We start from the raw sequence: 25,415 nt of genomic DNA, 5'->3' as shown, positions 1-25,415 counted from the left end.
AAATCTAAAACGACAATGCGTGTCGCAAATGTTTTTTTACTTAAAAAAAGAGCGACAAGAATTGTCGTGATGAAGGGATACTTTAGCCACCAAATTTTAAAACTGTATTATGAAAAAATTATTCAAAAAATCGAAATCAGAACTTGACTTCAGCAATTTAAGTTCGATTCTAAACACTGGTGTTGCTGCAGGAGTAGCAATTGCAAATTATTCGAATAAAAGTCCCAAGACGATTGGAATGATTACTGCGGGATTATCTTTATTAGCAACCGGGTTGATAATTGCTGCCGACGATAATCCTGACAATAAGCATGCAAGGTAAAACAATAATTTAAATTTTCAACTCGACTAACGTCATAAAAATCAAACCTATGTTATTTCAATTTTTATTAAACATTATAGCATTCCTTATAAAATGCATAGCTTGGATAGTTGTAGCTTTTTTGGCAATTCCATTTGGGGTTTATTATTTTCTCATGAGTTATTTTCCAGAGTTTACATTAGCGTATGATTTTTCTTTTTGGGCAGTATTTTCAATATTATCGATTATTGGTTTTGTTATATTGTGGAAACCTATAATCTGGACTGTTGGAATTATTCAAACATTAGGAGCAGGAGCCTAGTTTCCAACAAGGTTTCAGTTTTAAAACTGAAACCTTGTTTTATAAAGTATTTAAATTATGGACTAGCTTAAAAGTGATTGAGAACGATTCTGTTCAGTTGCTCAAAACGTTCTTTTGTTTTTACTAGAGAGTTGAGCTGATTTGTGGTTTCTTCTGTTTCTTTTTCAATTTCTGATTTGAATTGTTTCATTTTTATTGTAGGTGCATTGAAAAGTTTTGCAAGTGACTGAATGAAATTCGAGTCTGATTTTTTATGCCTAAATTTTTCTTCCAAATTTTCAATAGCTGAGATGTAATAATTACTAAAAAAGTCTACTATCAAATTATAATTATAGATTTGTTTTGCATTAACTTTTTCATCTGAAAACAGTATAGTATTTGCTAACTCAAAATAAATTTCTTCCATTTTAAAAATTATTTTTTTTCTTTTATCTTTTATTGCAAGACAATAATAGGAATCTAGCACTGAAAATATCCAAAGGTCGTTTTTAAGTTCATCACATTCGATCATAAGCTGCTGCAGACAATAAATTAGATCATTTGTCATAGTTTTGGTTTGATAAGACATTTTTATGCAACTTAGTTTGGAACCATACAATTTATTTTCAAGATGGTGGTTTTTGATTTTCTCTTGATAATATCCAATGTAATTTAAAATTTGCAATTCTATAAACTGTCGTTTTGCTAGAGTTGTTTTTGCATTTCTAAAATTTAGATTATAAATGTGCTTTTGCTGTTCAGCTTTAAGTTTTGGAATCTGCTTTTCAATTTTTGCAATGTAAATCACTAGCTCATCATAATTTCGAATCATGGGTTAAAATGTTTGGTTTGCTGTCATCAAAAATAAAACGACACACTGTCAAAGTGTGTCGTTTGTAATAATTTACTAAAAAGTTTGTTTCTTTTATGCCAGCTTCTTCCGTTGGTAGTAGAGCAGTAAAGACCTTTGGAGGTAGTTGCTAATATTTCTTTGCCATTGTCAGTCAAATCTTGAAAATTTCCGTATGAAGATCCCGAATACCTTACATGCCATGACCTGCCGGAAGTTGTTGAGTATTCAATCTTGTTAGTGTTGCTTGGATTGATTCTGATCAATTCATTGTCTTTGGTAATCATTTGTGACATAGTTTGTTTTTTTAGTTTATGCTTACTCTGTATATGGTTTTCGGCTTTCCCATTAAACAAAGAAAACAGACCACTATGCCATAATGTGACGCTAAATTTTAATTAACAGATTTAAACTCATTGTTTACTGAAGTGACCGATTAGTTACACCTTTTGCGGATGGTCAAATTTTTAAAACTATTTATCATAAAAAAGGGAGACAATATTGTCTCCCTTTTTTATGATAAAACAATTCAGTTATTGTTTTATGAGTTTCTTGTCAAATTTTAAATTTGATTTTTCACTTGTATTTATGTTAAAGAAACTTTTTATTTTAGAATAGTTGTATATCTGGTACGTCACAATTAAATTGAATATTTTACAGAAGAGTCATTCACAATATTGCTAAAATTAGTGTGCTGTATTCTCTTTATCAGTTCTATGCTGTCTTGAATATTAATTAAGTTGGATTCATATCTAACGCCGTTCCAATTTAAATCCTGTTCTAAAAACAATAAATCATTTTTAATACTGTCAGAATTCGATTTTCGTCTGAAAACTTCCACTTTATAATTACTTTCATCGACAAAAATTAAGTCAATCGCGATATCCGCTTCTTTATTGTCAAAGTAAATGCATCTGCCATAAGTTCCATAAAAATTAACTTTCCAAGCCTCAATATCCCAAAAAGGAACAGATTTCATGTCTAGATAAGTTCTATAAAACTTGAGAATAGCATAATCACCACTTGTTTTTTGACCACTCACCAGGAGCCAGCCATCTTTATGAGAATATTGAATATTTTTTTGAGTACAATATTCTAATAATTCGGGAATTTTTACAAACTCATCAAATTCTTTTTCTGGAAGATTATTGTTAATCATAGACTGCAATTCTAAATCTATGTCTGAAGCATGAATTAATTCATGCAGAAACTTGCCGATTTCTAATTCATTTTCATTGATCAAAGTTTGCCAATCTGAGTATTCCCAGCAAAATGAAGTGTTGGTGTATCCTTTAAATTTTCTGGGATATTCCTTTAAATTTCTTGTAAGCAGTGCTCTTCTCGTAATATCTAATTCCGGATATTTGAGAGTATCGTAAAATAATTTGCAGAACACCTTGTTGAATTCGTTAAATAATGTAAAATTAAAATTACCATCAATTGTTGTCCAATTTACCAGTGTAAGAATTTCTCCTTTCCATATTGGATGTTCCTCAGCCTTCCATAAGGCATTTTCCATCTCTACCCTTGATCCATGATTTTCGATGTAAATAGTAAATTTTCTGCGTTCCTCTTCAGTAAGAATCTGTGTAGATAATCCATACAAATTTATGATTTCGGCAATATCATCAGAATCCATTTTTTTGATAATGTTTATTGCTTCAGGAAGTAAAATACCAACTGCTTTTGAAATGTTATCAACTCTTGAAAGATTTTTAAAGAATGTCTTTACTCTAATGGTATTTCGTATATTACTTTTGCCAAACTTTTTTATATACTCTATTATGGGTAGAAGTCTGAACCAAACGATCTGATTATTTACCTCATTTGGAGCTAGCCAGTCTAAATTATTATTAAATAAATCAGAATCTTCAAATAGATATTTTACAATATTAAAATATTCATTTATCTCATCAACATCAAAGTTAAGATCAAAATCGAAAAGGCTTGTTTCCTGTATTCTTTTGAATTCAGTATCATTTGTATTTAACAGAGTGATCCATCGCAAAAACTCTCTAAAACCATTGTCCGCTGTATCATTTTCCTTATTTCCTGCTCCTCTTCTCATTTTCCAAAACCAAGTTTCCCATTCTTCCCACTTTCGGCTACAGTACTCTGCCTTTTCTGCTTTTTGAGCGCCAATAAAAAGGGGTTTTAAATTTTCTGTGGCGGTAAGAGGTTCTCCGGTAGTATTGATGATCACAAATGTTTCTTCTCCATTTCTTTTGGTTCCCATATCGTAATAAATAAATGACAGACGATTAACTACACAATCGCCTAATTCAAGAGCATTTATATTTATGATTTGCTGCTCAATTGTTAGTAAGGCGCTAAGCATGCTTTGAATACTGGGGTCAAGATCATAGTCTTTGAAATACCAAGACTGTAATTTAATATCACTTACTGTTAAAGTATTTTCAGCGATGAAAAAATGACATACTAAATCACTTATAAAGTAGAGAGAACTTTCACGGATGGAATATTGAAGATAAGGATCTTTATCATCATGCTCCAACTCAAAAAGTGATATCAATTGATTCTGGAATGCATTTCTGCTTTTTTTGTTTATTAAACCCAACAATAAAAACAGTGTTGTAATGCGTTGTTGTCCATCACAAAGTTGAATATGACCTATAGGTGATTCATAGCCATAAATCAGGCCTAAATTCAATTCTGAGTTACTATTATCAATTATATTTTTAACGAAGTCATGAACTAAATCCCTGTCATTTGATATATTCCCCCAGCAGTAGTCTCGTTGAAGATCTGGAATAATCACGACATTGTCATTAGAAAATAAATTATATAAGGTGTATTTTTCTCCGGTAGTCAATCTGTTATATTTCATAATATTCTTTTATTTCATAATATTTTTTTATTTCATCAATAAAATCTTCTTTTTTCTGTAGAATTTCTTCGACACCCCATTTTTGCTGAGCAAATACAGAAATAGTATGTAACAGATGTCGACTTCGAAAAGTATTGATTCTATTTAAATTGAAATATAAAGCCTTTTTATCATTGAAATCTTTAGCACCAAAACTAGAATTTTCATTTTTATAAAGAAGAACTAGATTTCCAATACAGTGTTCGGTTCCATTTTTATTAAAGTTTTCTCTATTCAGGTAGGTAGAATCATTTTCGAGATCTTTAATGTCCTTATCAATTATTTCATTATTTCCATTCTTTATAAGGCCATCTTCAATGCGATACACTTTAGATTTGGGATGAATGTGCTCCAAGGATTTTTCATTCCATATAGAAAAATCGAATTTCCTTCCAAGTTTTGTATCTTCTTCAATGTTTAATCGTAATAATTGAGTAAATGCTTGATAGTTATCTTCTTGGTATAAGTTGTTACTGTTTAAAGTTTTTAGTAAATCCTCTTTCTTTTCTGTAAGAATTTCATCTGAATTGTCATTTTTATTTAATACTTTATCGACTTGTGAAAAATTTAGACCTAAATAAACTAGTTTCAAGTATTCATCAATATTAATCGGCTCATGCATTGCAAAATAGCGTTGAACAAACTTTTTACGATCCTCAATGCTATATAAGGTCAATATTGCCCCAATTTTATTATGAAGTTTCTTTTGATGCTCTTGCTCATCAAAACTATAGAAAACATCTTCAAACTTTTTCTGAAGTTGACGCAGTTTATAAAATACATCTTTGGAAAGAAAAGTATTGTCATTGCCACGTAAGAAATTATCTCTAAAGTTTTCGAAATTATAATTCTCCTTTGAATTGCTTGTATTGTAGAAAGTTTCTATCAGAAGGCCCATAACATTTTCCGTATGGTAGAATTTTTTTACATCGTCCTTATTCCACCAATATAGCCATTTATCCCATTCCCTTGCATATTTACTTCTAGTAAGATTTTCATTCCACCTTACAGCCTCAAGTGCTTCTTCGTTTAAATTTTCTTTGTCAATCTTACGATTTGAGACCAGGCGAAGCATTTCCGCCTTTATTATTTCTTCTGTTAGCATGACAGCTTTATTGCCATTCATCATTTTAAAAACAGTAGTGGCTCTTTCTTTTGGGATATTAATATAAAGGAATTTTACTTTTTCATCATCTATTAAAAATTTAATAAGATCCGTTTTGTCAAAATCTTTGAGTTCTTGATGAATAATTCTTATTGTTTTTTTGAAATAAAAAATATCTTGAAATTCTTCCTCTGAATTTTCTGCGCAACACTCAATAATTTCCTCCGTACTTTTGGTTTTTAAAGAGTTTAGAAATTCTTGAGATTGTGTTCTTACCGTGTAATTGATTGAAAATCTCCCATCATATTTTAGATAAAGCAGCATTAAGTATAAAGCAGTCGTTCTTTGTTGGCCATCTATTAACTCTATGTTGGATTCTGATTCAGTTTCAGACACTGTTACTCCTTGAAGAAATAATTCGGTTTTATTTTTATAGCAATTTATTATGCTCTCAATTAAGAATTGGACGGAATTTTTCTGAGAATCTCTGGATTTTCCCCAGACATATCCCCTTTGATAATTTGGTATTAGAAAAGTTTTTTCTTTTTCTAAGTATTTTTTTAATGAAATTAATGGATTATTCATGCAGATTATTTCTATTAAGGATTTGACTTTTTTGATTTGATCTTAATATTTTATGAGCTATTTTTTTAGTTGAATTAAATTTTTAAAATTACCTATTCATTATAATGAAAGAGAACGCAAATACAACTCAGCACAATCTTTCGCATCGCTCAGTTCATCGTGATGGTTGAGCAGGATATTATGTTGCCTGCACAAGTTAGATAATTTTGATCCGTAAATTTTATAAGTACAGATTTTATTATAGTTAGGAATTGGTAAATTGGAATGATCAAGTGTTTTTTCCAGAACAGGAAAATCAAATCCAAAACTATTATGAGCCACAACATTTTGATTTGATATATAGGGTTCTATGATCTGCCAGATTTGATCAAAACTTGGAGCATTAATTGTCTGCTTTGATGAGATTCCATGAATTTCTGTAAATCGACTCCAGTAGAAATTCCCAGGTGGCTGCACTGATAAATTTATTTCTTTGGCAGTGATTCCATTTTCAACCCTAACCAATCCGATTTGACAACCGTTTCTATAACCGGTTGCCGTCTCAAAATCTACTGCAGTAAAGGTGTTCATTAAATGTAGAGATTAGTCATTTTGAAATATATTAAATTGAACATAGTTTTATTTTTCAAAAGTAAATCCCTTGTCTGCCATTTTATGGCGGAGTAAAATAAATGTGAAAATAAAAAATAAGAAACTGAGTAAAAAACGGTTTTCCGTAATACAGTATTTTTTTTCTATCATTAAGGATCCTGTAATATTATATGACTGTAAATTTCGGAATTTCGCTATCTTGATTTTCAAGTAAAACTACCTGATTTTAAATTATGATGTAAAAAAATAAGCCAGACAGGACGGTTTGTTGTTAATTAGTTTGAGTTGAAAATAATTTTGAAGGGTAATTATCTAAAAACTATTGAAATGGCTTGTTTTTTAGTTTTAATTTACTGGGAAGACAATAGAAGAACTGCTGTGAACAATGCTTTTATTTTGTTTGATTTTTTATTTTTCACTTTATATGAAGTCTTTGAAAACATTCCATTTTATCCTGACATTAGCAAGTTTTCCATAATTGCTTTTAGCTATGATAATTTCTGCTTCGCCATCTGTTGATTTGTTCTCCTCATCATCCCAATCTTTAATTTTATAATATTCGGGTCTGTATAACAGTAAAATTAAATCTGCATAAGTATCTATAGGCGCATAGGTTCTTAAATCCAATAAAGTTGGCCGCCTAGATAGATTTTTTCCAATTTCTTTCTGCGCTAGCTTAAGATTTGAAAGCAGTACAATCGGTATATTTAATTTTAAAGCTAAATTTTTTAGTTTAAAAACTATTTTAGTTAATTCTCGTTTGTTTAAAATTTTGCCAACTTTATCTTTTTTATTTATACTTAATAACTCTAAAGAGTCTAACATTATAATTTTGGCAAAGTCAGGAGGAACGCATGATAAGGTTTCTTCAATATCTGAGACTGTAAGAGCAGGGAAATCATTTAAATACAAAGGGAAATTTTCCATTTCATTTATATTTGTGATCCCGACAATGTTTTCAGATATATTCTTTTGTTGACATAAAATTTTTGAAAGGACCTGCTGCTTGCTCATCTGCAGAGAAAAGAAAACGGCATTATATTTTTTCTCAAAAACTATTTTTTGAATTAAACTCAGTAAAAAATGAGTTTTCCCCATTCCGTCGACTCCTGTAATTAAAGTTAAATCACCAGGTTTAAATCCCATTGTTAAATTATCAAGTTCATCAAAACCAGTTGAAATACCATCAATTTTACTGTGACCTTTGGAAATATTTTCTGTTCTTTTTGCTAACTCTTCGCTAAATGAACTTAAGGTCGTCCTTTCTATAAATATCATCATTTTTAAACAAAGAAAATAATTTGATATGCCAATACTTGTCGCAGAATTTTTAATTTAATGTAGAGAAAGTATTTTTTTAAATTATGGAATTTTTTACAATTATGAAGTGCTGATATAAACTTATCTGATTTCAAAACAGTTTTGATAGGTTAGTAAAGTTGATTTCTTTTTTAATTTAAAGCTTTTCGTCTTATAGGATGGATAATGGAATAAAAGTTTTTCACCGTGTTTAATCAGATTAAAAGTAAGGTCTTCTATGTTGAAATAATCAATTTCTGCTTCATAACTCCCGACGAAACCAATAGCTGTTTGTTCAATGTAAATTCCGGTTTCATCCATTTCTGATGAGTTTTTGGTTTGAATATTGTATAGTGGGAAAAGAGACAGCTGATTTGTCAAATTTTCAATATTTAATTTCTTTAGTCTTTTTCCGTCCAGTACTATTTCAATCTGATTTTTGGGCGTGTTTAGTAGCCCGTTTATTTTTATTCCGGGTAAGTTTTCAAGAGATGGAATCACATTACTTTTTAGGTAGTAATAAAAAAAAGGATCGAGAAGCGCCTCAGTTATTATAAGGTTCATATTTTCTGCAGCTTTTGTGCAAAGAACAAAATCTTCTTTTGAACAGCTGAATTTTTTTAGCATCCAGCTTTCTCCGTGAAGATTGATTTTTAATTTATGCATCTAAAATGATCTTTTTGAAAAGTAAAATTATCATTGGTTAGTGCCATATTATGGCGGACATATAATTTAAATTTAGAAAACCGCAGTATTATGTTTGAACTTTTTAATCGTCACCAAATACACTGTCATAATTCATGCTTTCCTCATCAAAATCGTCATCGTGGCGGTCAGGGAACATTCTGTCGAGTTCTACTTCCTGGTCATAAAAATCAAATTCTTTTTTCATCTTTTTTATTTTGTTTAGTAGTTTTTGGAATTTTTCTCCTTCATTTCCGAATGAATATGTTAATTCTTCCTGTAAGGAATGCTCCAGGGAATATACATCATGCTCTACTTCAAAATTGCCATTCTCTAACTCCTGATATAATCTTGAATATTCTGCTGTGAATTTTTCTATTTTATTCATTTTTTTATTTGGTTTGATTAAAAAATAGTTTGTTGGTTTTTATATTATTTATCTATAGTCTTTATGTATTTAGTCAGCCTCTTCTGAATATATTTCAAATCATTCTCTTCATTTCTTAAAATCTTTTTATTCTTAGTATTATCAAATTCAGAATAATCGATTTCAAGTAGCCTCACATTGTTTTCAGGTAATATATTGCGTCTTCTTTGGTCGTAAATTTTACGCTGTTCCCCTCTGCAGACCCCGCTAACGGTTTGTTTGTCTGGTTTGTCGAAAAAATCAACCGTATTTGTATGTTGATATTCTCTGTATTCAATTACAAGTGATAAGTTCTCGTAATAAACATCTACAGGAAGTTTTCTGCCGGAATCTCCAGTTAAAAAATCAAACCTGTACTGTCTTAATCCTTTCTTTTTCAAAATTCTATCACACAAATCTAAGATATAATCTTCATCGCGATTTTTGGATGTCTTCCCGGTTGTTTTTTCAGATTTATTTGACCTAGTTCTTTCTATAGATTTTATTTCTATTACAGAATCGGTTGCTCTTCTGAAGAACCAATTTGTGTTTTTAGACTTTCTTTCGAAATAAACATGTGGAATCAAATGCAGTTGGTTATCCTTATCGAGCTTTCTCAGGATTTTTCGAATTGGAAGACCATTCTTTTGATCTGTGGCAAAGACTTTTAAGCGGATAAAGTCCGGCATCAAATCTTTTGCATTAATAATGTCGATATCCTTATTTTGCTTAAAATAATTGTTTATAATTTCATTAATGACTTTAATTTTATCCATAGCGCCTTTTTTAAGTAAGCTGAAAAGCTAATTAGCTCCCTTGCTTGAGTTAAATTTAGCATCCATTAATTGTAATGAGGTTTCGTCTGCAATAATATTTAATTCTGCTTTCAGCTGGTTTAGATTGATTGTATCAAGATAGCTTTGCTCAAACAGCTGTCTGCTGGCTTGACTTAATGCAGTTCGATTAATTTTGCCTTTTCCAATTATTCTATTAATATCATTTGTTATTTTTTGCAATTCGATCAATTGATGATGATTATCCCTGATTATCGTAAGCATCGGTTTGCAGTGATCCAATGCTATTTTTTTCATCTCGTTAGAGATGAACGGCTCCTTATCAATATTATTAGGAAGTTTGGTATATAAATTCGAAACATTGTTAAGGATTTTTGCCTTGATGCCCTGATTGTCAAAGAAAATGTGGCTTATGTTTTTCAACAAATTTTCGGAATCTTTAAAATGTAAAACAGTATCATCTAATATAGAATTGATCCAATTATCAAAGAAAAGCTTTTCCTTATTTCTGTAAAAAATTCGTTTAATAAAACTTACAGGGAAATACAAATTTTCATAAAAGCGATCCTGTGTGATTAATCTAAAAGTAAAATTCTTGTATATGTCTTCTTTGGAATATTCCGAATCAAATGATGTATAATTGTCCTTGCTGATTTCTTCAGAACCTGTTTCAGTGCTGTTCTCAAAATTCGTCGCCAAATACTCGCCGTATGCGATAAATCCGCTTTTCCAGTTGCGTAATGTTTTAGAAGATTTGTTTATTTTTTCAGCAATATTTTTTTCGGACAGCGCCTGAAGTATTTCAATAATTAAGTCAGGATATGTTTTATTTAATTTTCCGGATGCAATATCTTCTACTTTAGAATTAAAATGAAAATTTTTTTCAACAGAATTTACGTAAGAGCAATAGCTATATGCCGAGTCCTCACTGGTAATCTGATTTGTAACAAGCCATTTTTTAAATTCATCTTCCTCAAAGAAACGATTTTTCATTTTTTTTGCTTTTTTGTAATTAATTTGGCTTCATTAGTTTTTTATAAATCTATTAAATAAAACCAGAAAGACAATGTTTAGAGCTAATTGCTTTTGAATTTATGTCTTTTTATCTTTAATTTTCAAAGGTATACCACCACAGCGACAAAGTGTGTCACTTAGATTTAAAATAGATTAAAATTTAAGCGACATTTTATGACGGAGTAAATAGGTATTTTAGCACTTCTAAATTTTAAGGATTATGGCAAAAGTTGGATTTTACAAACGTTACTTATATATAGTTGAGAAATTGACTTCGGTTCCTAGCAGTTTTCAGGAGATACATAAGTACGTAATGACTAAACTGGAAAGCGATGATTTAGGCGGTAAATTTGAATACTCCAACAGGACATTTGACAGAGACAAAACTGATATCTATGATTTGTTTGGAATCTTAATTCAATATGATAGAAAGGACAAGGTATATTATATTGAGGATAGAATTGAAAATGCTTCAGTCTCACGGATGATTGAATCTTTTTCCATCCACCAGGCATTAAAAGGCGGAAATAAAATTACGCCGAGTGTTTATTTAGAATGCCGAAAATCTTCTGGCACCCATCTTTTAAATGGAATATTATATGCCATACAGAATTATTATATGGTATCATTTACCCATACCAAATTTTGGGATATGGAAATAACGCAAAGGACTGTTAAGCCTATTGCCATAAAGGAAGCCCAGCATCGCTGGTATCTGATCGCCGTTGATACTAAGAATGGAGAAGTCAGAAATTTTGGTTTTGACCGCATTACGGATTTTAGAATTTTGGAAACTAAATTCAAGCAGGTAAATTGCAATGTGGATAAAATTTACCGGCACTCCTTCGGCATTGAAAAGTATGAACCGGCACAAAAGCTACTTTTAGAATTTTCTTGGCAGCAAGGCAATTATATAAAATCGTTTCCGCTTCATGCTTCTCAAAAAGTCGTCTCAGATACTGAAAAAGGTCTATTGATAGAATTGTTTATTCATCCAACAAATGAGGTTGTAATGGAACTTTTAAAGTATGGTGCTGAGGTCAAAGTGCTTGAGCCTATTGCTCTGCAAAATACATTAAGGAAGAGAATTTCAGAAATGATGAAAAAATACCAATAATTAAAAGTTAAGTGATAAAAAAACTAAGAAACTGTGCGCAGTGAAGTTGATATATTATCCAGAAAATATTAAAGAAAAAACATGGAAAAGCAATTTGAACAGGAAGAAATTCTCTTTAAAGATCCTAAAAAAAACAACAACTATTGAAAGTTAACAATAGGGGGATTCCGTTCGCAAATTTACTAGCGTTTTATTTTAGGCCGAGAAAAGCATAAGCTAAAATGTTTATTTTTAGACGCTTTATTTGAAACTCAATTTTCAGAAATTGAAATTGTGGAAAAAAGTGATGAAAGATATTTCAAAAAAAGCAGGGTACTAAAGGGCATTATTAAAAAGTTTGGGTTTATTACCTATGCAAATGCATTATCTTCATTATATATGTTCACTATCTGAATCATTTTGTTAAAATTATATAATTATTTTTTCGAATTTTCGATAATATCAAATGCTGTCTCCCCAGCAAAAACTAATGCTTTTAATATATCTTCCTCGCTAATTTCAGCTTGTCCACGATCAATACAAGTGACATTCAAACCGCCAACGGCCTTCTTGATAGTAAAAATACTTGTTTTTATTTTTTCTAATCTATCATTATTAGTTAATGCATTTGGCGGGCTTCCAGTAGGAACTGCAAATTCAATTCCTTCTCTAGTCCAAGTTTTAAAAAAGAACTCTATTGGGCTAATACTCTTAGTTGAATTGTGTTCAACTAGATAAGCATCTTTTGCGATAACAATTTCGGCGGTATAATTTATTGTAGGTAGCTCAAGATTAAATAGACTGTCCTTTTCTATTATTACTTTTCTTATTGGTAAAACTATCTTCTGCAAATCGTCAATTGTTTTAAAAGCTAGCTCAAGATCATTTTTATAAATTGGACTTTCTAAATCACTATGTGACATGGGATTGAATAAAATGCTTTTATAGTTCTGCAGACTTTGTACTAAATCGTTTGGAGGTTGAATACTAAGATGTTCATAATATTCTTTTAATCGATTTATCAAGGTTTCTAAATCTGGTGATTTTACAAGTCCTTTAATTCCTTTTTCAACCGTATAGGTTTCTAGAAGTTTGGCTTTTAATATATTTTCGCATTCTTTTCTAAGGCAGTTTGCACTGGCAGGAAAATCAAAAGCATTAAAATAACTTTTAGCCTTTTCAATATTTGTTTTTTGATTATGAAATATCTCTGGACCATTAGAACCCTTATAAAATTCAATAAACTTCCAATTAGGTAAATTAAGTTTTGCTACTTCATACCAATGTCTATCATAAGTTGTAATGAAAATTTGAAAATCTTTAAAAACTTTATCTGCAACTGGTACATCTTTTTCTTGTAATAAATTTAATAGTTTTAATCGATTTTCATTATCCAAACCTATTAGTATATCATCTAAAAAAAGTGGCTTAATGTCTTTTGAAAAAGAACTTTGTCTAAGAATCGCACCTAAAAAAATACTTATGGCAATAGCTGATAATTTAGCCTCGTTTAAAGAAAAATGTGGTGCTTTAGTATTTAATAAAACACCTTGAGATTCGACTTCTAATATAATTTTCGGTATCGAAATATTGCCCCATTCATTAATAGTTACCGTGTGCCGATTAAAATCAATTTTCAAACCTAGGTGATAATTCGTTTAATATTTTGTTTACGCTTGGTGCCAAATAATCAGGATTACCTGTTAAAAAAAGTTTATTTATTGCATTATTAAAGGCTAATGCTTTACGTTCTACAGATGCTTTTTTTTGACGAGCATAATAAAACTCTTTACCACTTCCATATTCTTTGGCATGTTCTTTATGTAAGTCATTCCAAAGAATTCCTAATTCAACACTACCAGTAATGGTAGCGGATTTAAAATGTTTTAAAACCCCATTCACTATTAATTCAAATACATCAATTTCTTGCGAAACTTTAACGTTGTGGATTCCTAATAAATGTTTATATGTTAAAAAACTTTTTAATCTATTTGCATCAGTAATTGGAATTGTATTAGTGTCTTTAGTTAAATCATTTCAATCGGTTAAGCCATCAGAAAGCGTATAATTTCGTAATGAGATCATATCAATGGGTTCAACACTTGACTGAAAAAAATCTTTTAACGCGTAGTATAATGAACTTTTACCACTGCCATTTTCACCATAAATAAAAACATTTTTTTCATTAATTGGAATTTTTTCTTCTTTTGTAAAAGCTTTATACTTATTTATAGTGATTGTCTTAATTTTCATTTTTAACAGTTTTGATATATAACGTAGATAAAAGAAATACTATTTCAACATGAGTGCTTTGTGCAACTTTAATTTGAGTGGAATATATTAATTATGATCTTTGTTTATATTTTACTTGAGAGTCTCTTTAATTATTCTAATTTCTTCTATACTGTCAAGTGTTTCAATAGCGAATTTAACAGGGTGTCTATCATCATATAAACGTTCAAATTCAGATTGGATAACTGCTAATTTTTCTTCATCAGTCATTATATCATAGATTGGACTTAAATTAATCAAATTGATTAAAATTTCCTTATTGGCTTTTTTAAATTCCTCAGGAAAATAAAGTTCATAAGTAATCGCTGAAGCCAGAGAATCAAAAAATTTGTATTGTAAAATATTATTCTGGTTTGTATTTATTTTTGTAATAAAAAGCATGTAATCAACAACGATATTGACAATGTCTTTGTGTACTGAATTTATAATAATTGGCAAATTGTTAACTTCGTAACCATTAACATTACTATTTGTACTTGTCAGTTTAAATATGTAATTATGTAGTTCACTATTTAGTTGTAATAAAGCTAGTTTATTTTGATATAAACCCTCAGGCATCAAAATATAATTTACAGAATTTGCCAAAAAAACTCCCTTAGGAATTAAGGTCATTTTTAAGCGCATTTTTTCATTAACTCCTGTTATTCCCTGCATTCCGATTCTGTCAAATTTATAATGTGTAGATCTGCTGCCTTTATTATTTTGCAAATATTCTTCTGAATCTAAATACATTATCTCTCCCTGACTCATTTTAAGTCTTATCTCATACCTTCCTATTATAGCACCCTTCAGTAAAGTCGAAAATTTACTTGATTCCTGTAGGTATTTTTTATCGAGAGATAAATCGATTTCACCTGTGTAGCAGTTTGTAACTTCTGAAATTCTTTTTTGATTAAAATATACCTTACGTAGAATTTGTAAATCCGATTTGGATAAGACAGGAATAGTAAAATAATTTGGATCTAGTTTCGTAATATCAGATTTAGTTAATAATACTTTATCATTTGAATAATCAATATATTTATCTGAATGAATTCTTAAATAAAATTCATCTGTAGGTTTGTTTTTGTTAGTAAAAAACAAAATCGCGACAGACATTTTTGCATGTTTAAATACGCGTTTACTTTCATTGTCCCTCTCTGGAAACGCCTCTATTCCGATGATGCTAAAATTCTTTAAATTATGCTCACGAATATTTTTTGACGTAACGTCACCAGTATACGCAAGTGGAAATATCTCCGCAAAAATTCCATTATCATTGAGAAGTATTCCAGATTGTGTAATAAACAATCGAAAAACGTTTATAATCCCTCCTTTTGCTGATTCGAATTTTTTTGAAGTTTTAAAATAATCTAAATGTTCAGAGTTAACTGTAATTGCAAAATTTTGATTTTGTTTTTTATTTAATAAGCCATATGGAGGGTTTCCTATAACAATGTCAAATCCTCCTTTTTTGTGCCACACTTCAGAAAAATGCAATTTAAAGTCAAAATCAATTTTATATCCCGAAAAATTTTCAGCTTCATCCAAAAGCTCCTTTATTTTTGAACTTATTTTTTTTCGTAATTCTTTCTTCTTCTTTTCATCAGTTTCATCATAAAATAAGGGTTTTAAGGTCTCGATCTCTTCTAATACCTGCAGGTTCCAAAAAATTTCTTCTGGCATTCCTATTAAGGAATTACCACATACAATTTTATAATCTAGATTTGGCAATGTTTCAATTGGTTCTAAGTCATCTTCATCTACTACAAGTGATAGCCACAATCTTAAACGGGCGATATCAATAGCACTTGCATCTATATCTACTCCATAAATACTTTCTTGAATAATATGACGTTTTAATCTGTATACGTATCGACTTTCGTTTATATTTTCGTTCTCATCAAATCCGAATTGATGGAATTTTTCTTTTAAGTATTTTAATCCAAAATATGGTTTTAATACCAATTGTGCATTAACCAACTCATGTAATAATCCTACCGGAAAAGCACCAGATCCAATTGCTGGGTCGCAAATAAGAATGTTACTTAGTTTTTTATCTATTACTTCAGCATTATTGCGTATGCTTTCGGGAAGTTGATATTGATTATTTATTGTTTCATTATCATTGTTAAGAAAAAAGTTGTTTTCAATAGCAAAATGTCCGTGATGAATATAATCTTCAATATCAGATTTTGTAATTATGATGTTTTTTTTGTCTGAAGTATAGTCTCTATGATCATTAAAGGCATTATGCAAATAATTTATTAAACTTTCTTGACACATAAAATGCACAATCTCTCTAGGTGTGTAGAATGCACCTTTGCTCTTCCGCTCAGTGACCTCTAACATGTTTTCAAAGACTTTACCGAGCATTTCAGGATCAACGGCAACCTCTTTGTCTAGCGGTTCGTCTTCCTTAATTGTGAAATTATAACGTCCGAAAACATCTAAGATTCCAGTACGTTCACTTAGAAATAAACCATTTTTTTACCTCAGTAGAACAGCAATTTCATAAGAAGTTCATCAGCATATTCTTTTATGTTTTACATGTTTCTATATGTGAAGATGGATGTTTGCCGATTCGAACCTAAACACGGCAAACTTTATTTTACTGAATTTTTATTTTTTGTAAAATGTAATACGCCACGATTTTAACACAAAAGTTAAACCAGTGAAACATCCGTAAAATTCGCCTTAACTTTTGTGCGAGAAAAAGTATGAAGTCCATTTCTGACTGTGCCATGATTGTCGCACTAAACTTTTGAGCATTTTTGAAAATTTTGAAAATGAGTATAAAAGACAAAACCCTGCAAATCTTTTGATTTGCAGGGTTTACCGCTTGTTTTAGGCTTTTTTGAAAAACTTGCTATCTTTAAGTTTTAAGCCTTCAGCGGAGGAAGAGGGATTCGAACCCCCGGACCTGTTACAGTCAACAGTTTTCAAGACTGCCGCATTCGACCGCTCTGCCATTCCTCCAATAAGACGCGAACATTTCGCTTGTTTGCGGGTGCAAATATAGAATGTTTTTTTTATTGCAGAAAATTTTTTGACATTATTTGTAAAGAAAATAAAATTAGATACTAAATCCAAGTGAAACCAGAGCAATAACTAAAAGTATCCATATTTAAAATAGAATTCATGCACATATTTATATTTTCAATAAATAGCCAGAGGTTAAAAATTTTTTGCGCAATATCCACAAATTTGTTCCCCTTTTTTAATCCTGAAATATTTCCTGCTCCACAAAGCCAACCACAGGTCTTAGTATTCCATAAGAATTATTAGATTTTGACTTCGATTTAAAGAAAAATAGATATTCATAAAAAGATGCTTAGCCATCTTTTTTATTTAGTTAAAATTACAAAACACGTATTTATACTTGGTTTTTCTCCATATTAAAAAACTAATTTGCTTCTTTCATTAGAAATTATGGAAATCCGTAAATGAGAATAAAACAGGTTCTATAAGTTTGGTATTTAAAGCTAATAAATGGTATAACGCTATCTGAAAAATTACGGTATTAAGACATTCTGTAGCATGAATAATTCAGTTATGCTAAACTTACCACAAAAACAGGAGAATTCAACAACCAAATGACAAAGTATGATATTAAATAAGATTATTATTCACGAATTAAAAAAAGAAAGTGAGAGTAAAAAAGTAGATTTGATACTTTCCGAAGAATTAATACCAATTAGTGATGAATCTACCGCATTAGTAACTGCACTTTCTGATAGTTTTAGAAGTGATAGAATTTTATATGCAATATTTGATGATTCAGAAGGTAAATATTTTCCTGAAAAGTTCACAGATTACAGAACTTCTACAAGAACTATGCACGACTTCATAAGTTTTACAAGACAAGTTATAGGAAATTTAGTTGAATTGATTAAACCTGTCTTTTTTGCAACTGGTGGATATTTTGTTTTCACTGAGTACACAGATAATGGTTATAATTTTTTTGGAGTATTTTTAATTCGTGATGTAGAAGGCAAAATTTTAAAAAAAACAACAAATTCATATTCAATACAAACAATTGAATATGTTGATACAAAAAATTTAGCGATGGCCTGTCGTATAAATGAAAATAGAATTGAAAATAAGGAAATAAACTACCTTTCATTCACGCAATTAAGGCAAAAAGAAGTATCCGAATATTTTAAAAGTTGGATTTCAATTCAACAACTTGAATCAAGTATTGATTATACAAAATCACTTTACAAAATAATTACACAAATTGAACCTCCAATAAATCCAAACACGAACACTGCATTTGATATTGAAGAATTCCGAAATTTGGTTTATAGCTTTGCTTCTAGTAGTTCAAACGACACGATAAACGTACGGGAGTTGAGCAAACATTTTTATCAAAATGAAAATACAATAACAAATTATGCTGAGCAGGAAAATATTTCTATTGATACCGAATTTAGATTTAATAAAATACAATTAAAAAAATTCATTAAACTTGAAGTCAATAGAGATGGAATAAACTTGAAATTTTCACGTGGCGTATTGAATGAAAAAGTTAGATTATCAAATGATAACCCAAATCTTGTAATAATTGAATCAGAAAATTTTGCTAAGGCATTGAGAAATGAAATTACAAATACATAATGATTGATATTCATAAAAAAATATTTAAAATTTTTAAAGGATCTGTATTTGAAATTAAAGCAGATGTAATTGATTTTCAATATTCTGAAAATATGGAAGATCAATTAATTGCGTTAAGAATTGAATATGAAAATATTCGATATAAAACTATTAGTGTTGAAAAAGAAAATTTACCAATTAAAATTTATTCAGAATTCAATTCTTACTTAAGATTGACAGAAATAAAAAGTAATGATGAGGTTTTAATATTGAACATAGGTAATTTACCCTATTCATTAATAAACAATATAACATTTGTAAATTTTGAAGAAGAACCTGAAAACTATTTTTTCCAAAATACTATTTCGTTTAAAGAATTCATCGAATTTTTAAAAAGTCAAGAAGTTGATACTGAAGAAGCTTTTCATTTTGTAGATTATTTGAATGATATCTCACGGAAAATAGTTTTTACTAGTTTAACTGACAAAGGCAGATTAATTATTAAATATTATAACGAAATATTTCACTTTAATGAGAAAATAAATTTAAATAACTATCTGGAGAATTTCAAAAATTGTTTTGTTGAGCAGAATCATCATTTACCAAAATTTTTAAAAAGTTCAATTATTGAATATGCTAGTAGATATGATGCTAATAATAGAATTAACAATGTTTTTGGGGAATTAAACGACATTACAAATAATGCGAAAATAAATTTTGAGATTTATTTAAACAACTTATCTATCGATAAAATTAGAAAAGAGTATGATGAATATAAATCTAAATATTTTAAAGACGTTTCTGAAATTTTAAATAATCTCACTCAAAAAATTATTGGACTGCCCATACTCATTGCAACAACATTATTTGCCGTAGAAAAAGTAAAAGAAAATTCAATCTTTCTTATACTTTTAATTATTGTAATAATTATTACAAATATATATTTAATCTTATTACTAAAAATCAACTTTAATGATTTATCTTATATCGATGCAATTTCAAATCAAGATTTCAAAGGGCTAAAAGAAAATAATTTTTTCACTAAATACCCGAAAGAATTAGAAATTTTCACAAAAATAAAATCAAGAATAACAGCAAGAGTTAATCATTTAGAATTAATCACTGAATCTTATTTTTGGATTTTAGGAATTACAAATATTATAATGATAGGTTTTATTTTCAGCTATTTAAACTTAAACTTGACCCAGATATTCATAATTTCATTTGCTTTACTTTTTATATTAGCAATCTCAAGAAATTCAGTATTAAACAATGTGGAAAATAAAAGCGTAGCATAAATAGAATTGATTAGTTAATTGTCTTACCACGGAGTTGATTTTGTATTTGAGATGATTTTGAAAATTCAAAGAATAAGCACTAACAAATATTCGGGAATTATCGTTTTAAGCCGTATTTTAATTTAGAAGAAAGTACTCGTCTTCGAAGTCCGAAACATTTCAAGCGGATAAGTTATAGAAAATTAAAGAAAAACAATTAAATATAGTTAAGACATGAAATATGATTATTTAAATCAACTTTTTGGAGAAGATAATGAATTTGAAGATTTATTTAAAGATTTCGACTTTAATCTATTGGATTCAAAAGATTTCAAAGAGGATGCCGTAAGAGAAGAAATAGTATTACCAATTTTAAAAAAGCTAGGATATAGTGCGTCATCTAAAAACAAGATAATTCGAAGTAAAAATTTAAAACACCCATTTTGCTATTTCGGAACAAAAAAACATAATGTGAATATAATACCAGATTACACATTTGAAATTGATGGAGAAAATAAATGGATTCTAGATGCTAAGCGTCCTTCTGAAAATATTTTTGAAGGAAAGAATGTTGCTCAGGCATATAGTTATGCTGTACATCAAGAAATAAGAAGTGAAATTTTTTGTTTATGTAATGGAAATGAATTTTCAATGTAAAAAAACAGATCCTATTTTACAATTTCACATCAAAGATTTAAAAGAGAATTGGAAAGAATTAGAGAAACATTTAAATCCAGAATTTGTCAAGAACCCCCATTTAAAAGATTTCAAATGGGATATGGGATTATTCATTATGAGGTTTGGAATAGAGGAAAACTTTTATGAACCTATATGTTTTCCAATGGAAGGAATTGCTTTTATTGCTAAATTAGAAGATAACCTATATTCAATCAACTGTAATTTTGGAACTTACATTACTGAAGGGGGTATTCAAAAACTTGCAGGATCATTTGATTTTGATGAAGTGAAATATCAAGAGTTATTACAAATTTTACCTCAACAATTAAAAACTAAAATTTCAGACTCTTTAAAAAGACAACCTTTTCGATATGTAGACATTCCTACGGAAAGATTTGATTTCAATATGTATGCGGTGCTTAGTATAAATATTCATCATATGACGACGAAAGCTATCTACCATTGGAAGTTCAATACTTTGAATGAAAATAAAAGTCCATAACATAGGTTTGTAAAGATTGTGGGTTTTAGGCTTAATTTAAAGTTAGGTTTGTACTTTTAAAGTTCAATGTATTGAAAAGTAAATATAAAAAATCATATCCGATTTAAATATAAATATTGGAGAAGTAAATTATGAAATTTACTTAGGTGCTGATATTTATAATAAAAAAATGAAAATGGTTATTGCAATGAACAGATATATAAAAGAATTCAAGGAACTCCTCTAGAAAAATATATGTTTGTTTCTACTTTAGTTACAATTAAAAAAAGAAGATAAACGCGAGAGCGTTCATGGTCAGCATTTGAGGAGTTGCTGTTAAAGAGCATCAAATTGATAAAGAAACTTACTATGGTTGACTTGAAAGACTTCAAACAAGAAAGTGAATGTATTTACAAAAATGAGCGTTATTCTGTTCGTGATAATGGAGCAGTATTACGTTACCCACTTGAGGGAAAAAGACCAAGACCAACGGACAACAATTGGACTTTTGGCAAACTAAACATTCGAACAGGCTATTTGGAAATTGCTTCTGTTCGAATTCACCGCATAGTTGCAACAGCATTTCATAACGAAGCGCCAACTAAAGAACATGTTGTTGACCATATTGATACTAACAAACAAAATAACAGGCCAACCAATTTACGTTGGGTAACAAGATTAGAAAATATTTTACTTAACCCAATTACAGCAAAGCGTATTGAAATTATTTGTGGAAGCATTGAAGCATTTCTTGCCAACCCTTCAAAATTTAGAGACAAATTTGCAGATCCAAATTATGAATGGATGTGTACGGTATCAATTGGAGAGGCGCAAATAAGCTTAGAACGAATGTTGTCTTGGGCAAATAGTGACAAACCATTAAAAGGAGGTTCATTAGGAGAATGGATATTTAATCGAGAAATTGTTGAAACTCCGTCTGGCAGCCAGCCAAATTACATGATGTCTAAAACCCCTAATGCAGCTCAACGTATTAACCATTTTAATGATAAACCAAACGAATATCCAAGTACACCACAGATGTTTGAAGGTCATCCATTGAAGGCATATTATAATAATTTGATAGAGAGAGCGCCGTTCTTTAGAAACCATAATGGAGATTATATAGTTGTGAAAAGGGGATTTTCAAAAGATAAGCAAACTCTATATGTAATGACAAAGTCTGCTTATGTATGGAGAGAACAAGAAAATGGAGATCATATCTCTGTACCAATTTCTGAACTTTCGGATAAAAATTCTATTGAGGATTTACCTCATTCACTTAATGAAGTTACTTATGAAGATGGTTTATTTGTACATTCAAAAATGGATTTTGGGTTTCATCCTACAGAAGAGTTGGAAGAAATATTCACCAAATTAACTCAAGACTTAAAAAATTAGTCCACAATTTTGTAGTAACAGAACATTTTAGATGTATTTTTAAAAACAAGATAATATATTTATGAATAATTATGTGATAGATTTTAAATTAGCAAATTTCATTTTTGGAATTTTTAGTGCTTTAGGATCACTTGCAACATTCTTTGCTTTCCTTTTTCTCTTCAGACGGGATAAAGATAAAGAAGCCCATATAGAACTTTTGGAAGCTCAAAATCAAACTATGAGAAACCACAACGACCTCGTAGCACAACAAGTTGAAATTTTTAGAAATACATCATTATTAACAGGAGGTAATAATGATGCGTTTGAGCAATTGCGTGATATTGAAGAACAGAAACTCAAACTAAGTGTTAGACCTAATCTATGGTTGAATGGTGCTGGTTATACTGGTTTTACTGGAGAACTTAAAATAGATTTAAACAATAAAGGGGAAGATGCTAAGCTGATTGCCTTTAACTTGATATCAAATGACATTGTACTCCACAATGAACATTTGCCCAGTGATTTAGATAAAGGTAAAAGCAGATATATTTTTGGTCGAGCGTCAACAGAAAAACATATTAAAGATTGTGAATATGAAATAGATGTAGTTTATTTAGACAAATTGAAAAATCAGTATACTGCAAAAATAATAGGAACAGGAAACAGAGTAAAAATTGAATCAGATGTTTTAAATTAAAACAAAGTGGGGTTCAAATATAGCATTATATGAGCAATATAAAATAAAAATAATTAAAATTAAATAAAAGTTTAATGTTTAATAGAAACGTAGTTTTGGTAGGAATTGGCCATGTATCATTTTAAAGGAATTAATTTTACTAGACATTTATGACAAGACCAGAAGCTCAAAAGAAAAATAATTTTTTTATAATTGTTTACATAATCTCTTTCATTATAACATGGATATACTTTATTTTTTCGTATGACAAAAATAAATTTGATCTGGAATTTAGTAAAAAAAAGACAACTTATGGGACTGTTTTTTATGTAGGAAGTGAGGAAGTTGTAGAGGAGTTGTATGAAGGCAGAAAAACGAATGTTTATAATGTTAATTATATAGAATATTTTTATAATGTAGATGGGAAAAAAATCAAAAACGGCATTAAAACTTATTGGAAAAAGTATTCTATCTCAGATAAGATAGAAATCGAATATGTAGTAAACGGCCTTGAAATTATCAAAATTAAAGGACAAGACGAATGCAGCTTTAATTATTTTATTCGAAATCTATTGCCAGTTAGTATGGTTTCCTTATTAATTATGATTTGTTTTTTTCGAATTCTTGATTTTTTTCCTAAACTTAAAATATATTCATAGTTTAAACTAATATACTCAGATTATAATCTTAAAATTGAAAATATGGAATATTTGCTTACAGGGATAGAATTGCATCCTGATTTAGGATTTGGAGTGACAGCTGACTCATATTATCATAGCGCAGAACATTTAATGAATAATCATTTCGAACATTATGATTTAACACAGCAAGCAGAAATGCCTCAAAATTTTCTTTTTAGACATGCTATTGAATTATATCTAAAATCTCTGATAATAATTTTCCATAGAGAGCTTAAAATTGATTATGGTAGCGTCGCTTTTGATAGTGATGAGCCGGAAGCTTTTGTCGATGGGAAATGGAGGAAATTGTATTCTTCTCACTTCATTGACAAGCTTTATGACTATTGGTTAAACTCTCTACTTCTTCCAAACATTCAAAAACTGACTGATTTGGCGCCAAAAGGTGATTGGCAGGAGTACAAGAAAATTGCAACTTTATTTAGAATAATTTCAAAATATGATCAGGACAGTTCTTATTTCCGGTATCCAATAACCAAAAATTCAGCACTTGATATTGAAAAAAATACAATGCAAAAATTTAACGAAAAGGAAAATATTGAGGGAATAATAAAAGAGATAGAGGAAAAAAAGGTCGAAAAAAAAAGTAATGTAACAATGATTGTTTTTGATGATCAAGATAATATAATTGAAGCTTTTCACAAAGTGGATAATGTTCTTCCAGAAGTTAGAGATGCTTTATTTGAGGTAGCTTCGTATTTCCACGGAATTCACATAATGACTAGAGTTAGTCTGTGTGAAGGAATGTAAAAAAAATATTAGAGTTTAAAAAACAATTGTAAGTTGAAAAAAAATGCCCTTATTTTAGTAAGCTAAAATAACTAATTAAAATGGAATCAGGAGTCAATAACTTTAAAGATCTAGCGGAAATTATTTCTTATTGTGTAACAGCAATTTCTTTGTTAGGATTGTGGGCTACATACATTTTTTCTCAGAAACAAATTCATTTTGCAACGATGGAAAAGTGTGTTTCGAATTTTAAGGAAATTACAAAATGGAGTGGCCTGCAAAGTGATATATCTCCTGCATATATTGAATTTGTTAGTGAAGAGTTTTTTTATTTTGAAAATGGTTATTTACCTTTGGAAGTTAGTATTGAATGGATCGACGGAATGATTGATTATTTGCCTTTTTACGATAAAAATAAAGTTTTTGTCAAAAGTAACCGCTTGGACTCATTAAAAAGTCAAGAGCAAGCAATTCGACTTCTTCGCGATTACCCGAGAATTCGTAAAGCAATTCAAATGCATGGGGAAATTGATTTCGAAATAGCTCAAATTTCAATTGAGAATGAAAGCGACCGTGAAAAGAGGAAGCAGAAACGAGATAAAATTATTTACACTGTTATAATAAATCTGAATATAAGTTGGTGGAGGAAAATTAATTTGAAAAAAATTATAGCTAACAGATAGCAATGATATTTCGATGGAGATTAGATTGAT

25 protein-coding genes and 1 tRNA gene are annotated in these 25,415 nt (G+C 29.5%); 12 read left to right on the top strand and 14 right to left on the bottom strand.

Annotated features, from left to right (window positions below):
- Positions 1 to 109: 109 nt before the first annotated feature.
- Together EV144_RS06945 and EV144_RS24120 are read left to right on the top strand one after the other, a co-directional pair.
- Positions 110 to 322, top strand: coding sequence for a hypothetical protein (locus EV144_RS06945; protein WP_134147343.1), 213 nt, complete (start codon positions 110 to 112; stop codon positions 320 to 322).
- 154 nt (positions 323 to 476) lie between these two features.
- Entirely contained in the window at positions 477 to 623 is a 147-nt protein-coding gene (locus EV144_RS24120) for a hypothetical protein (RefSeq protein ID WP_165571323.1), read from the top strand.
- Positions 624 to 690: 67 nt separating this feature from the next.
- Here EV144_RS24120 and EV144_RS06940 read toward each other — a convergent pair whose 3' ends face one another.
- From EV144_RS06940 to EV144_RS06895, 9 genes are all read right to left on the bottom strand, one after another.
- Positions 691 to 1,434 (bottom strand): hypothetical protein, encoded by a 744-nt coding sequence (locus EV144_RS06940; RefSeq protein WP_134147341.1) that lies wholly within the window; start codon positions 1,432 to 1,434, stop codon positions 691 to 693.
- Between the two features lie 658 nt (positions 1,435 to 2,092).
- Positions 2,093 to 4,300, bottom strand: coding sequence for a DUF262 domain-containing protein (locus tag EV144_RS06930; RefSeq protein WP_134147336.1), 2,208 nt, complete (start codon positions 4,298 to 4,300; stop codon positions 2,093 to 2,095).
- Positions 4,290 to 6,029, bottom strand: coding sequence for a DUF262 domain-containing protein (locus EV144_RS06925; RefSeq protein ID WP_134147334.1), 1,740 nt, complete (start codon positions 6,027 to 6,029; stop codon positions 4,290 to 4,292). The genes EV144_RS06930 and EV144_RS06925 overlap by 11 nt, the downstream gene beginning before the upstream one ends.
- A gap of 99 nt (positions 6,030 to 6,128) precedes the next feature.
- A complete protein-coding gene (locus EV144_RS06920; RefSeq protein ID WP_134147332.1) occupies positions 6,129 to 6,599 on the bottom strand; it encodes an exonuclease domain-containing protein in 471 nt (156 codons plus the stop codon).
- A gap of 441 nt (positions 6,600 to 7,040) precedes the next feature.
- Entirely contained in the window at positions 7,041 to 7,901 is an 861-nt protein-coding gene (locus EV144_RS06915) for a DnaB-like helicase C-terminal domain-containing protein (RefSeq protein WP_134147330.1), read from the bottom strand.
- 120 nt (positions 7,902 to 8,021) lie between these two features.
- Positions 8,022 to 8,585, bottom strand: coding sequence for a hypothetical protein (locus EV144_RS06910; protein ID WP_134147328.1), 564 nt, complete (start codon positions 8,583 to 8,585; stop codon positions 8,022 to 8,024).
- 103 nt (positions 8,586 to 8,688) lie between these two features.
- On the bottom strand, positions 8,689 to 8,991 hold the full coding sequence (locus EV144_RS06905; RefSeq protein ID WP_134147326.1) for a hypothetical protein: 303 nt from the start codon (positions 8,989 to 8,991) through the stop codon (positions 8,689 to 8,691).
- A 44-nt stretch (positions 8,992 to 9,035) separates the two neighbouring features.
- The gene (locus EV144_RS24275; protein WP_208326836.1) at positions 9,036 to 9,785 is read right to left on the bottom strand and encodes a hypothetical protein; all 750 of its coding nucleotides are present in this window, start codon (positions 9,783 to 9,785) and stop codon (positions 9,036 to 9,038) included.
- Positions 9,786 to 9,812: 27 nt separating this feature from the next.
- Positions 9,813 to 10,796 (bottom strand): hypothetical protein, encoded by a 984-nt coding sequence (locus EV144_RS06895; RefSeq protein WP_134147324.1) that lies wholly within the window; start codon positions 10,794 to 10,796, stop codon positions 9,813 to 9,815.
- A gap of 241 nt (positions 10,797 to 11,037) precedes the next feature.
- Between EV144_RS06895 and EV144_RS06890 the strand changes: the two genes are divergently transcribed.
- Positions 11,038 to 11,934: a helix-turn-helix transcriptional regulator gene (locus EV144_RS06890; protein ID WP_134147322.1), complete on the top strand. Its 897-nt coding sequence runs from the start codon at positions 11,038 to 11,040 to the stop codon at positions 11,932 to 11,934.
- Between the two features lie 416 nt (positions 11,935 to 12,350).
- Here the strand turns inward: EV144_RS06890 and EV144_RS06885 are convergent, their stop codons facing one another.
- The 5 genes from EV144_RS06885 to EV144_RS06865 all read right to left on the bottom strand — a co-directional run bounded on the left by EV144_RS06885 (position 12,351) and on the right by EV144_RS06865 (position 17,163).
- Complete coding sequence (locus tag EV144_RS06885; RefSeq protein ID WP_134147320.1) at positions 12,351 to 13,553, bottom strand: hypothetical protein; 1,203 nt, start codon at positions 13,551 to 13,553, stop codon at positions 12,351 to 12,353.
- Positions 13,543 to 13,815 (bottom strand): hypothetical protein, encoded by a 273-nt coding sequence (locus EV144_RS06880; protein ID WP_134147318.1) that lies wholly within the window; start codon positions 13,813 to 13,815, stop codon positions 13,543 to 13,545. The genes EV144_RS06885 and EV144_RS06880 overlap by 11 nt, the downstream gene beginning before the upstream one ends.
- Before the next feature lie 135 nt (positions 13,816 to 13,950).
- Positions 13,951 to 14,166, bottom strand: a complete 216-nt coding sequence (locus EV144_RS06875; protein WP_134147317.1) for an AAA family ATPase — start codon at positions 14,164 to 14,166, stop codon at positions 13,951 to 13,953.
- 111 nt (positions 14,167 to 14,277) lie between these two features.
- Entirely contained in the window at positions 14,278 to 16,560 is a 2,283-nt protein-coding gene (locus EV144_RS06870) for an Eco57I restriction-modification methylase domain-containing protein (protein WP_134147316.1), read from the bottom strand.
- Between the two features lie 518 nt (positions 16,561 to 17,078).
- Positions 17,079 to 17,163, bottom strand: a tRNA-Ser gene (locus EV144_RS06865).
- Between the two features lie 627 nt (positions 17,164 to 17,790).
- Between EV144_RS06865 and EV144_RS06860 the strand changes: the two genes are divergently transcribed.
- The 9 genes from EV144_RS06860 to EV144_RS06820 all read left to right on the top strand — a co-directional run bounded on the left by EV144_RS06860 (position 17,791) and on the right by EV144_RS06820 (position 25,385).
- Positions 17,791 to 18,804 (top strand): nucleoid-associated protein, encoded by a 1,014-nt coding sequence (locus EV144_RS06860; protein ID WP_134147315.1) that lies wholly within the window; start codon positions 17,791 to 17,793, stop codon positions 18,802 to 18,804.
- Complete coding sequence (locus EV144_RS06855; RefSeq protein WP_134147314.1) at positions 18,804 to 20,081, top strand: hypothetical protein; 1,278 nt, start codon at positions 18,804 to 18,806, stop codon at positions 20,079 to 20,081. Before EV144_RS06860 ends, EV144_RS06855 begins: the two co-directional genes overlap by 1 nt.
- 213 nt (positions 20,082 to 20,294) lie before the next feature.
- Positions 20,295 to 20,717, top strand: coding sequence for a type I restriction enzyme HsdR N-terminal domain-containing protein (locus EV144_RS06850; protein WP_134147312.1), 423 nt, complete (start codon positions 20,295 to 20,297; stop codon positions 20,715 to 20,717).
- Positions 20,695 to 21,240, top strand: a complete 546-nt coding sequence (locus EV144_RS06845; RefSeq protein ID WP_134147310.1) for a hypothetical protein — start codon at positions 20,695 to 20,697, stop codon at positions 21,238 to 21,240. Before EV144_RS06850 ends, EV144_RS06845 begins: the two co-directional genes overlap by 23 nt.
- 309 nt (positions 21,241 to 21,549) lie before the next feature.
- Positions 21,550 to 22,617, top strand: coding sequence for an HNH endonuclease signature motif containing protein (locus EV144_RS06840; protein WP_208326835.1), 1,068 nt, complete (start codon positions 21,550 to 21,552; stop codon positions 22,615 to 22,617).
- Positions 22,618 to 22,678: 61 nt separating this feature from the next.
- Positions 22,679 to 23,296, top strand: coding sequence for a hypothetical protein (locus EV144_RS06835; RefSeq protein ID WP_134147308.1), 618 nt, complete (start codon positions 22,679 to 22,681; stop codon positions 23,294 to 23,296).
- Between the two features lie 149 nt (positions 23,297 to 23,445).
- Positions 23,446 to 23,934, top strand: a complete 489-nt coding sequence (locus tag EV144_RS06830; RefSeq protein WP_134147306.1) for a hypothetical protein — start codon at positions 23,446 to 23,448, stop codon at positions 23,932 to 23,934.
- Between the two features lie 42 nt (positions 23,935 to 23,976).
- A complete protein-coding gene (locus tag EV144_RS06825; RefSeq protein ID WP_134147304.1) occupies positions 23,977 to 24,723 on the top strand; it encodes a hypothetical protein in 747 nt (248 codons plus the stop codon).
- Between the two features lie 80 nt (positions 24,724 to 24,803).
- The gene (locus EV144_RS06820) at positions 24,804 to 25,385 is read left to right on the top strand and encodes a hypothetical protein (RefSeq protein ID WP_134147302.1); all 582 of its coding nucleotides are present in this window, start codon (positions 24,804 to 24,806) and stop codon (positions 25,383 to 25,385) included.
- Positions 25,386 to 25,415: the final 30 nt, after the last annotated feature.

The sequence above is a fragment of the Flavobacterium sp. 270 genome, from assembly GCF_004368785.1.
Taxonomy (GTDB): domain Bacteria; phylum Bacteroidota; class Bacteroidia; order Flavobacteriales; family Flavobacteriaceae; genus Flavobacterium.
The sequence above is the reverse complement of the archived record's forward strand: the minus strand, read 5'-3'. Positions and strand labels throughout refer to the sequence as shown.

Bases quoted from the DNA above. Each gene is read 5' to 3' on its own strand.
- EV144_RS06825 (WP_134147304.1), top strand. From the start codon at position 23,977: ATGGAATATTTGCTTACAGGGATAGAATTGCATCCTGATTTAGGATTT.
- EV144_RS06850 (WP_134147312.1), top strand. From the start codon at position 20,295: ATGAAATATGATTATTTAAATCAACTTTTTGGAGAAGATAATGAATTT.
- EV144_RS06820 (WP_134147302.1), top strand. From the start codon at position 24,804: ATGGAATCAGGAGTCAATAACTTTAAAGATCTAGCGGAAATTATTTCT.
- EV144_RS06925 (WP_134147334.1), bottom strand. From the start codon at position 6,029: ATGAATAATCCATTAATTTCATTAAAAAAATACTTAGAAAAAGAAAAA.
- EV144_RS06920 (WP_134147332.1), bottom strand. From the start codon at position 6,599: ATGAACACCTTTACTGCAGTAGATTTTGAGACGGCAACCGGTTATAGA.
- EV144_RS06830 (WP_134147306.1), top strand. From the start codon at position 23,446: ATGACAAGACCAGAAGCTCAAAAGAAAAATAATTTTTTTATAATTGTT.
- EV144_RS06940 (WP_134147341.1), bottom strand. From the start codon at position 1,434: ATGATTCGAAATTATGATGAGCTAGTGATTTACATTGCAAAAATTGAA.
- EV144_RS06855 (WP_134147314.1), top strand. From the start codon at position 18,804: ATGATTGATATTCATAAAAAAATATTTAAAATTTTTAAAGGATCTGTA.
- EV144_RS06915 (WP_134147330.1), bottom strand. From the start codon at position 7,901: ATGATGATATTTATAGAAAGGACGACCTTAAGTTCATTTAGCGAAGAG.
- EV144_RS24275 (WP_208326836.1), bottom strand. From the start codon at position 9,785: ATGGATAAAATTAAAGTCATTAATGAAATTATAAACAATTATTTTAAG.
- EV144_RS06870 (WP_134147316.1), bottom strand. From the start codon at position 16,560: ATGCTCGGTAAAGTCTTTGAAAACATGTTAGAGGTCACTGAGCGGAAG.
- EV144_RS06905 (WP_134147326.1), bottom strand. From the start codon at position 8,991: ATGAATAAAATAGAAAAATTCACAGCAGAATATTCAAGATTATATCAG.
- EV144_RS06875 (WP_134147317.1), bottom strand. From the start codon at position 14,166: ATGAAAATTAAGACAATCACTATAAATAAGTATAAAGCTTTTACAAAA.
- EV144_RS06845 (WP_134147310.1), top strand. From the start codon at position 20,695: ATGGAAATGAATTTTCAATGTAAAAAAACAGATCCTATTTTACAATTT.
- EV144_RS06945 (WP_134147343.1), top strand. From the start codon at position 110: ATGAAAAAATTATTCAAAAAATCGAAATCAGAACTTGACTTCAGCAAT.
- EV144_RS06890 (WP_134147322.1), top strand. From the start codon at position 11,038: ATGGCAAAAGTTGGATTTTACAAACGTTACTTATATATAGTTGAGAAA.
- EV144_RS06835 (WP_134147308.1), top strand. From the start codon at position 22,679: ATGAATAATTATGTGATAGATTTTAAATTAGCAAATTTCATTTTTGGA.
- EV144_RS06895 (WP_134147324.1), bottom strand. From the start codon at position 10,796: ATGAAAAATCGTTTCTTTGAGGAAGATGAATTTAAAAAATGGCTTGTT.
- EV144_RS24120 (WP_165571323.1), top strand. From the start codon at position 477: ATGAGTTATTTTCCAGAGTTTACATTAGCGTATGATTTTTCTTTTTGG.
- EV144_RS06860 (WP_134147315.1), top strand. From the start codon at position 17,791: ATGATATTAAATAAGATTATTATTCACGAATTAAAAAAAGAAAGTGAG.
- EV144_RS06930 (WP_134147336.1), bottom strand. From the start codon at position 4,300: ATGAAATATAACAGATTGACTACCGGAGAAAAATACACCTTATATAAT.
- EV144_RS06910 (WP_134147328.1), bottom strand. From the start codon at position 8,585: ATGCATAAATTAAAAATCAATCTTCACGGAGAAAGCTGGATGCTAAAA.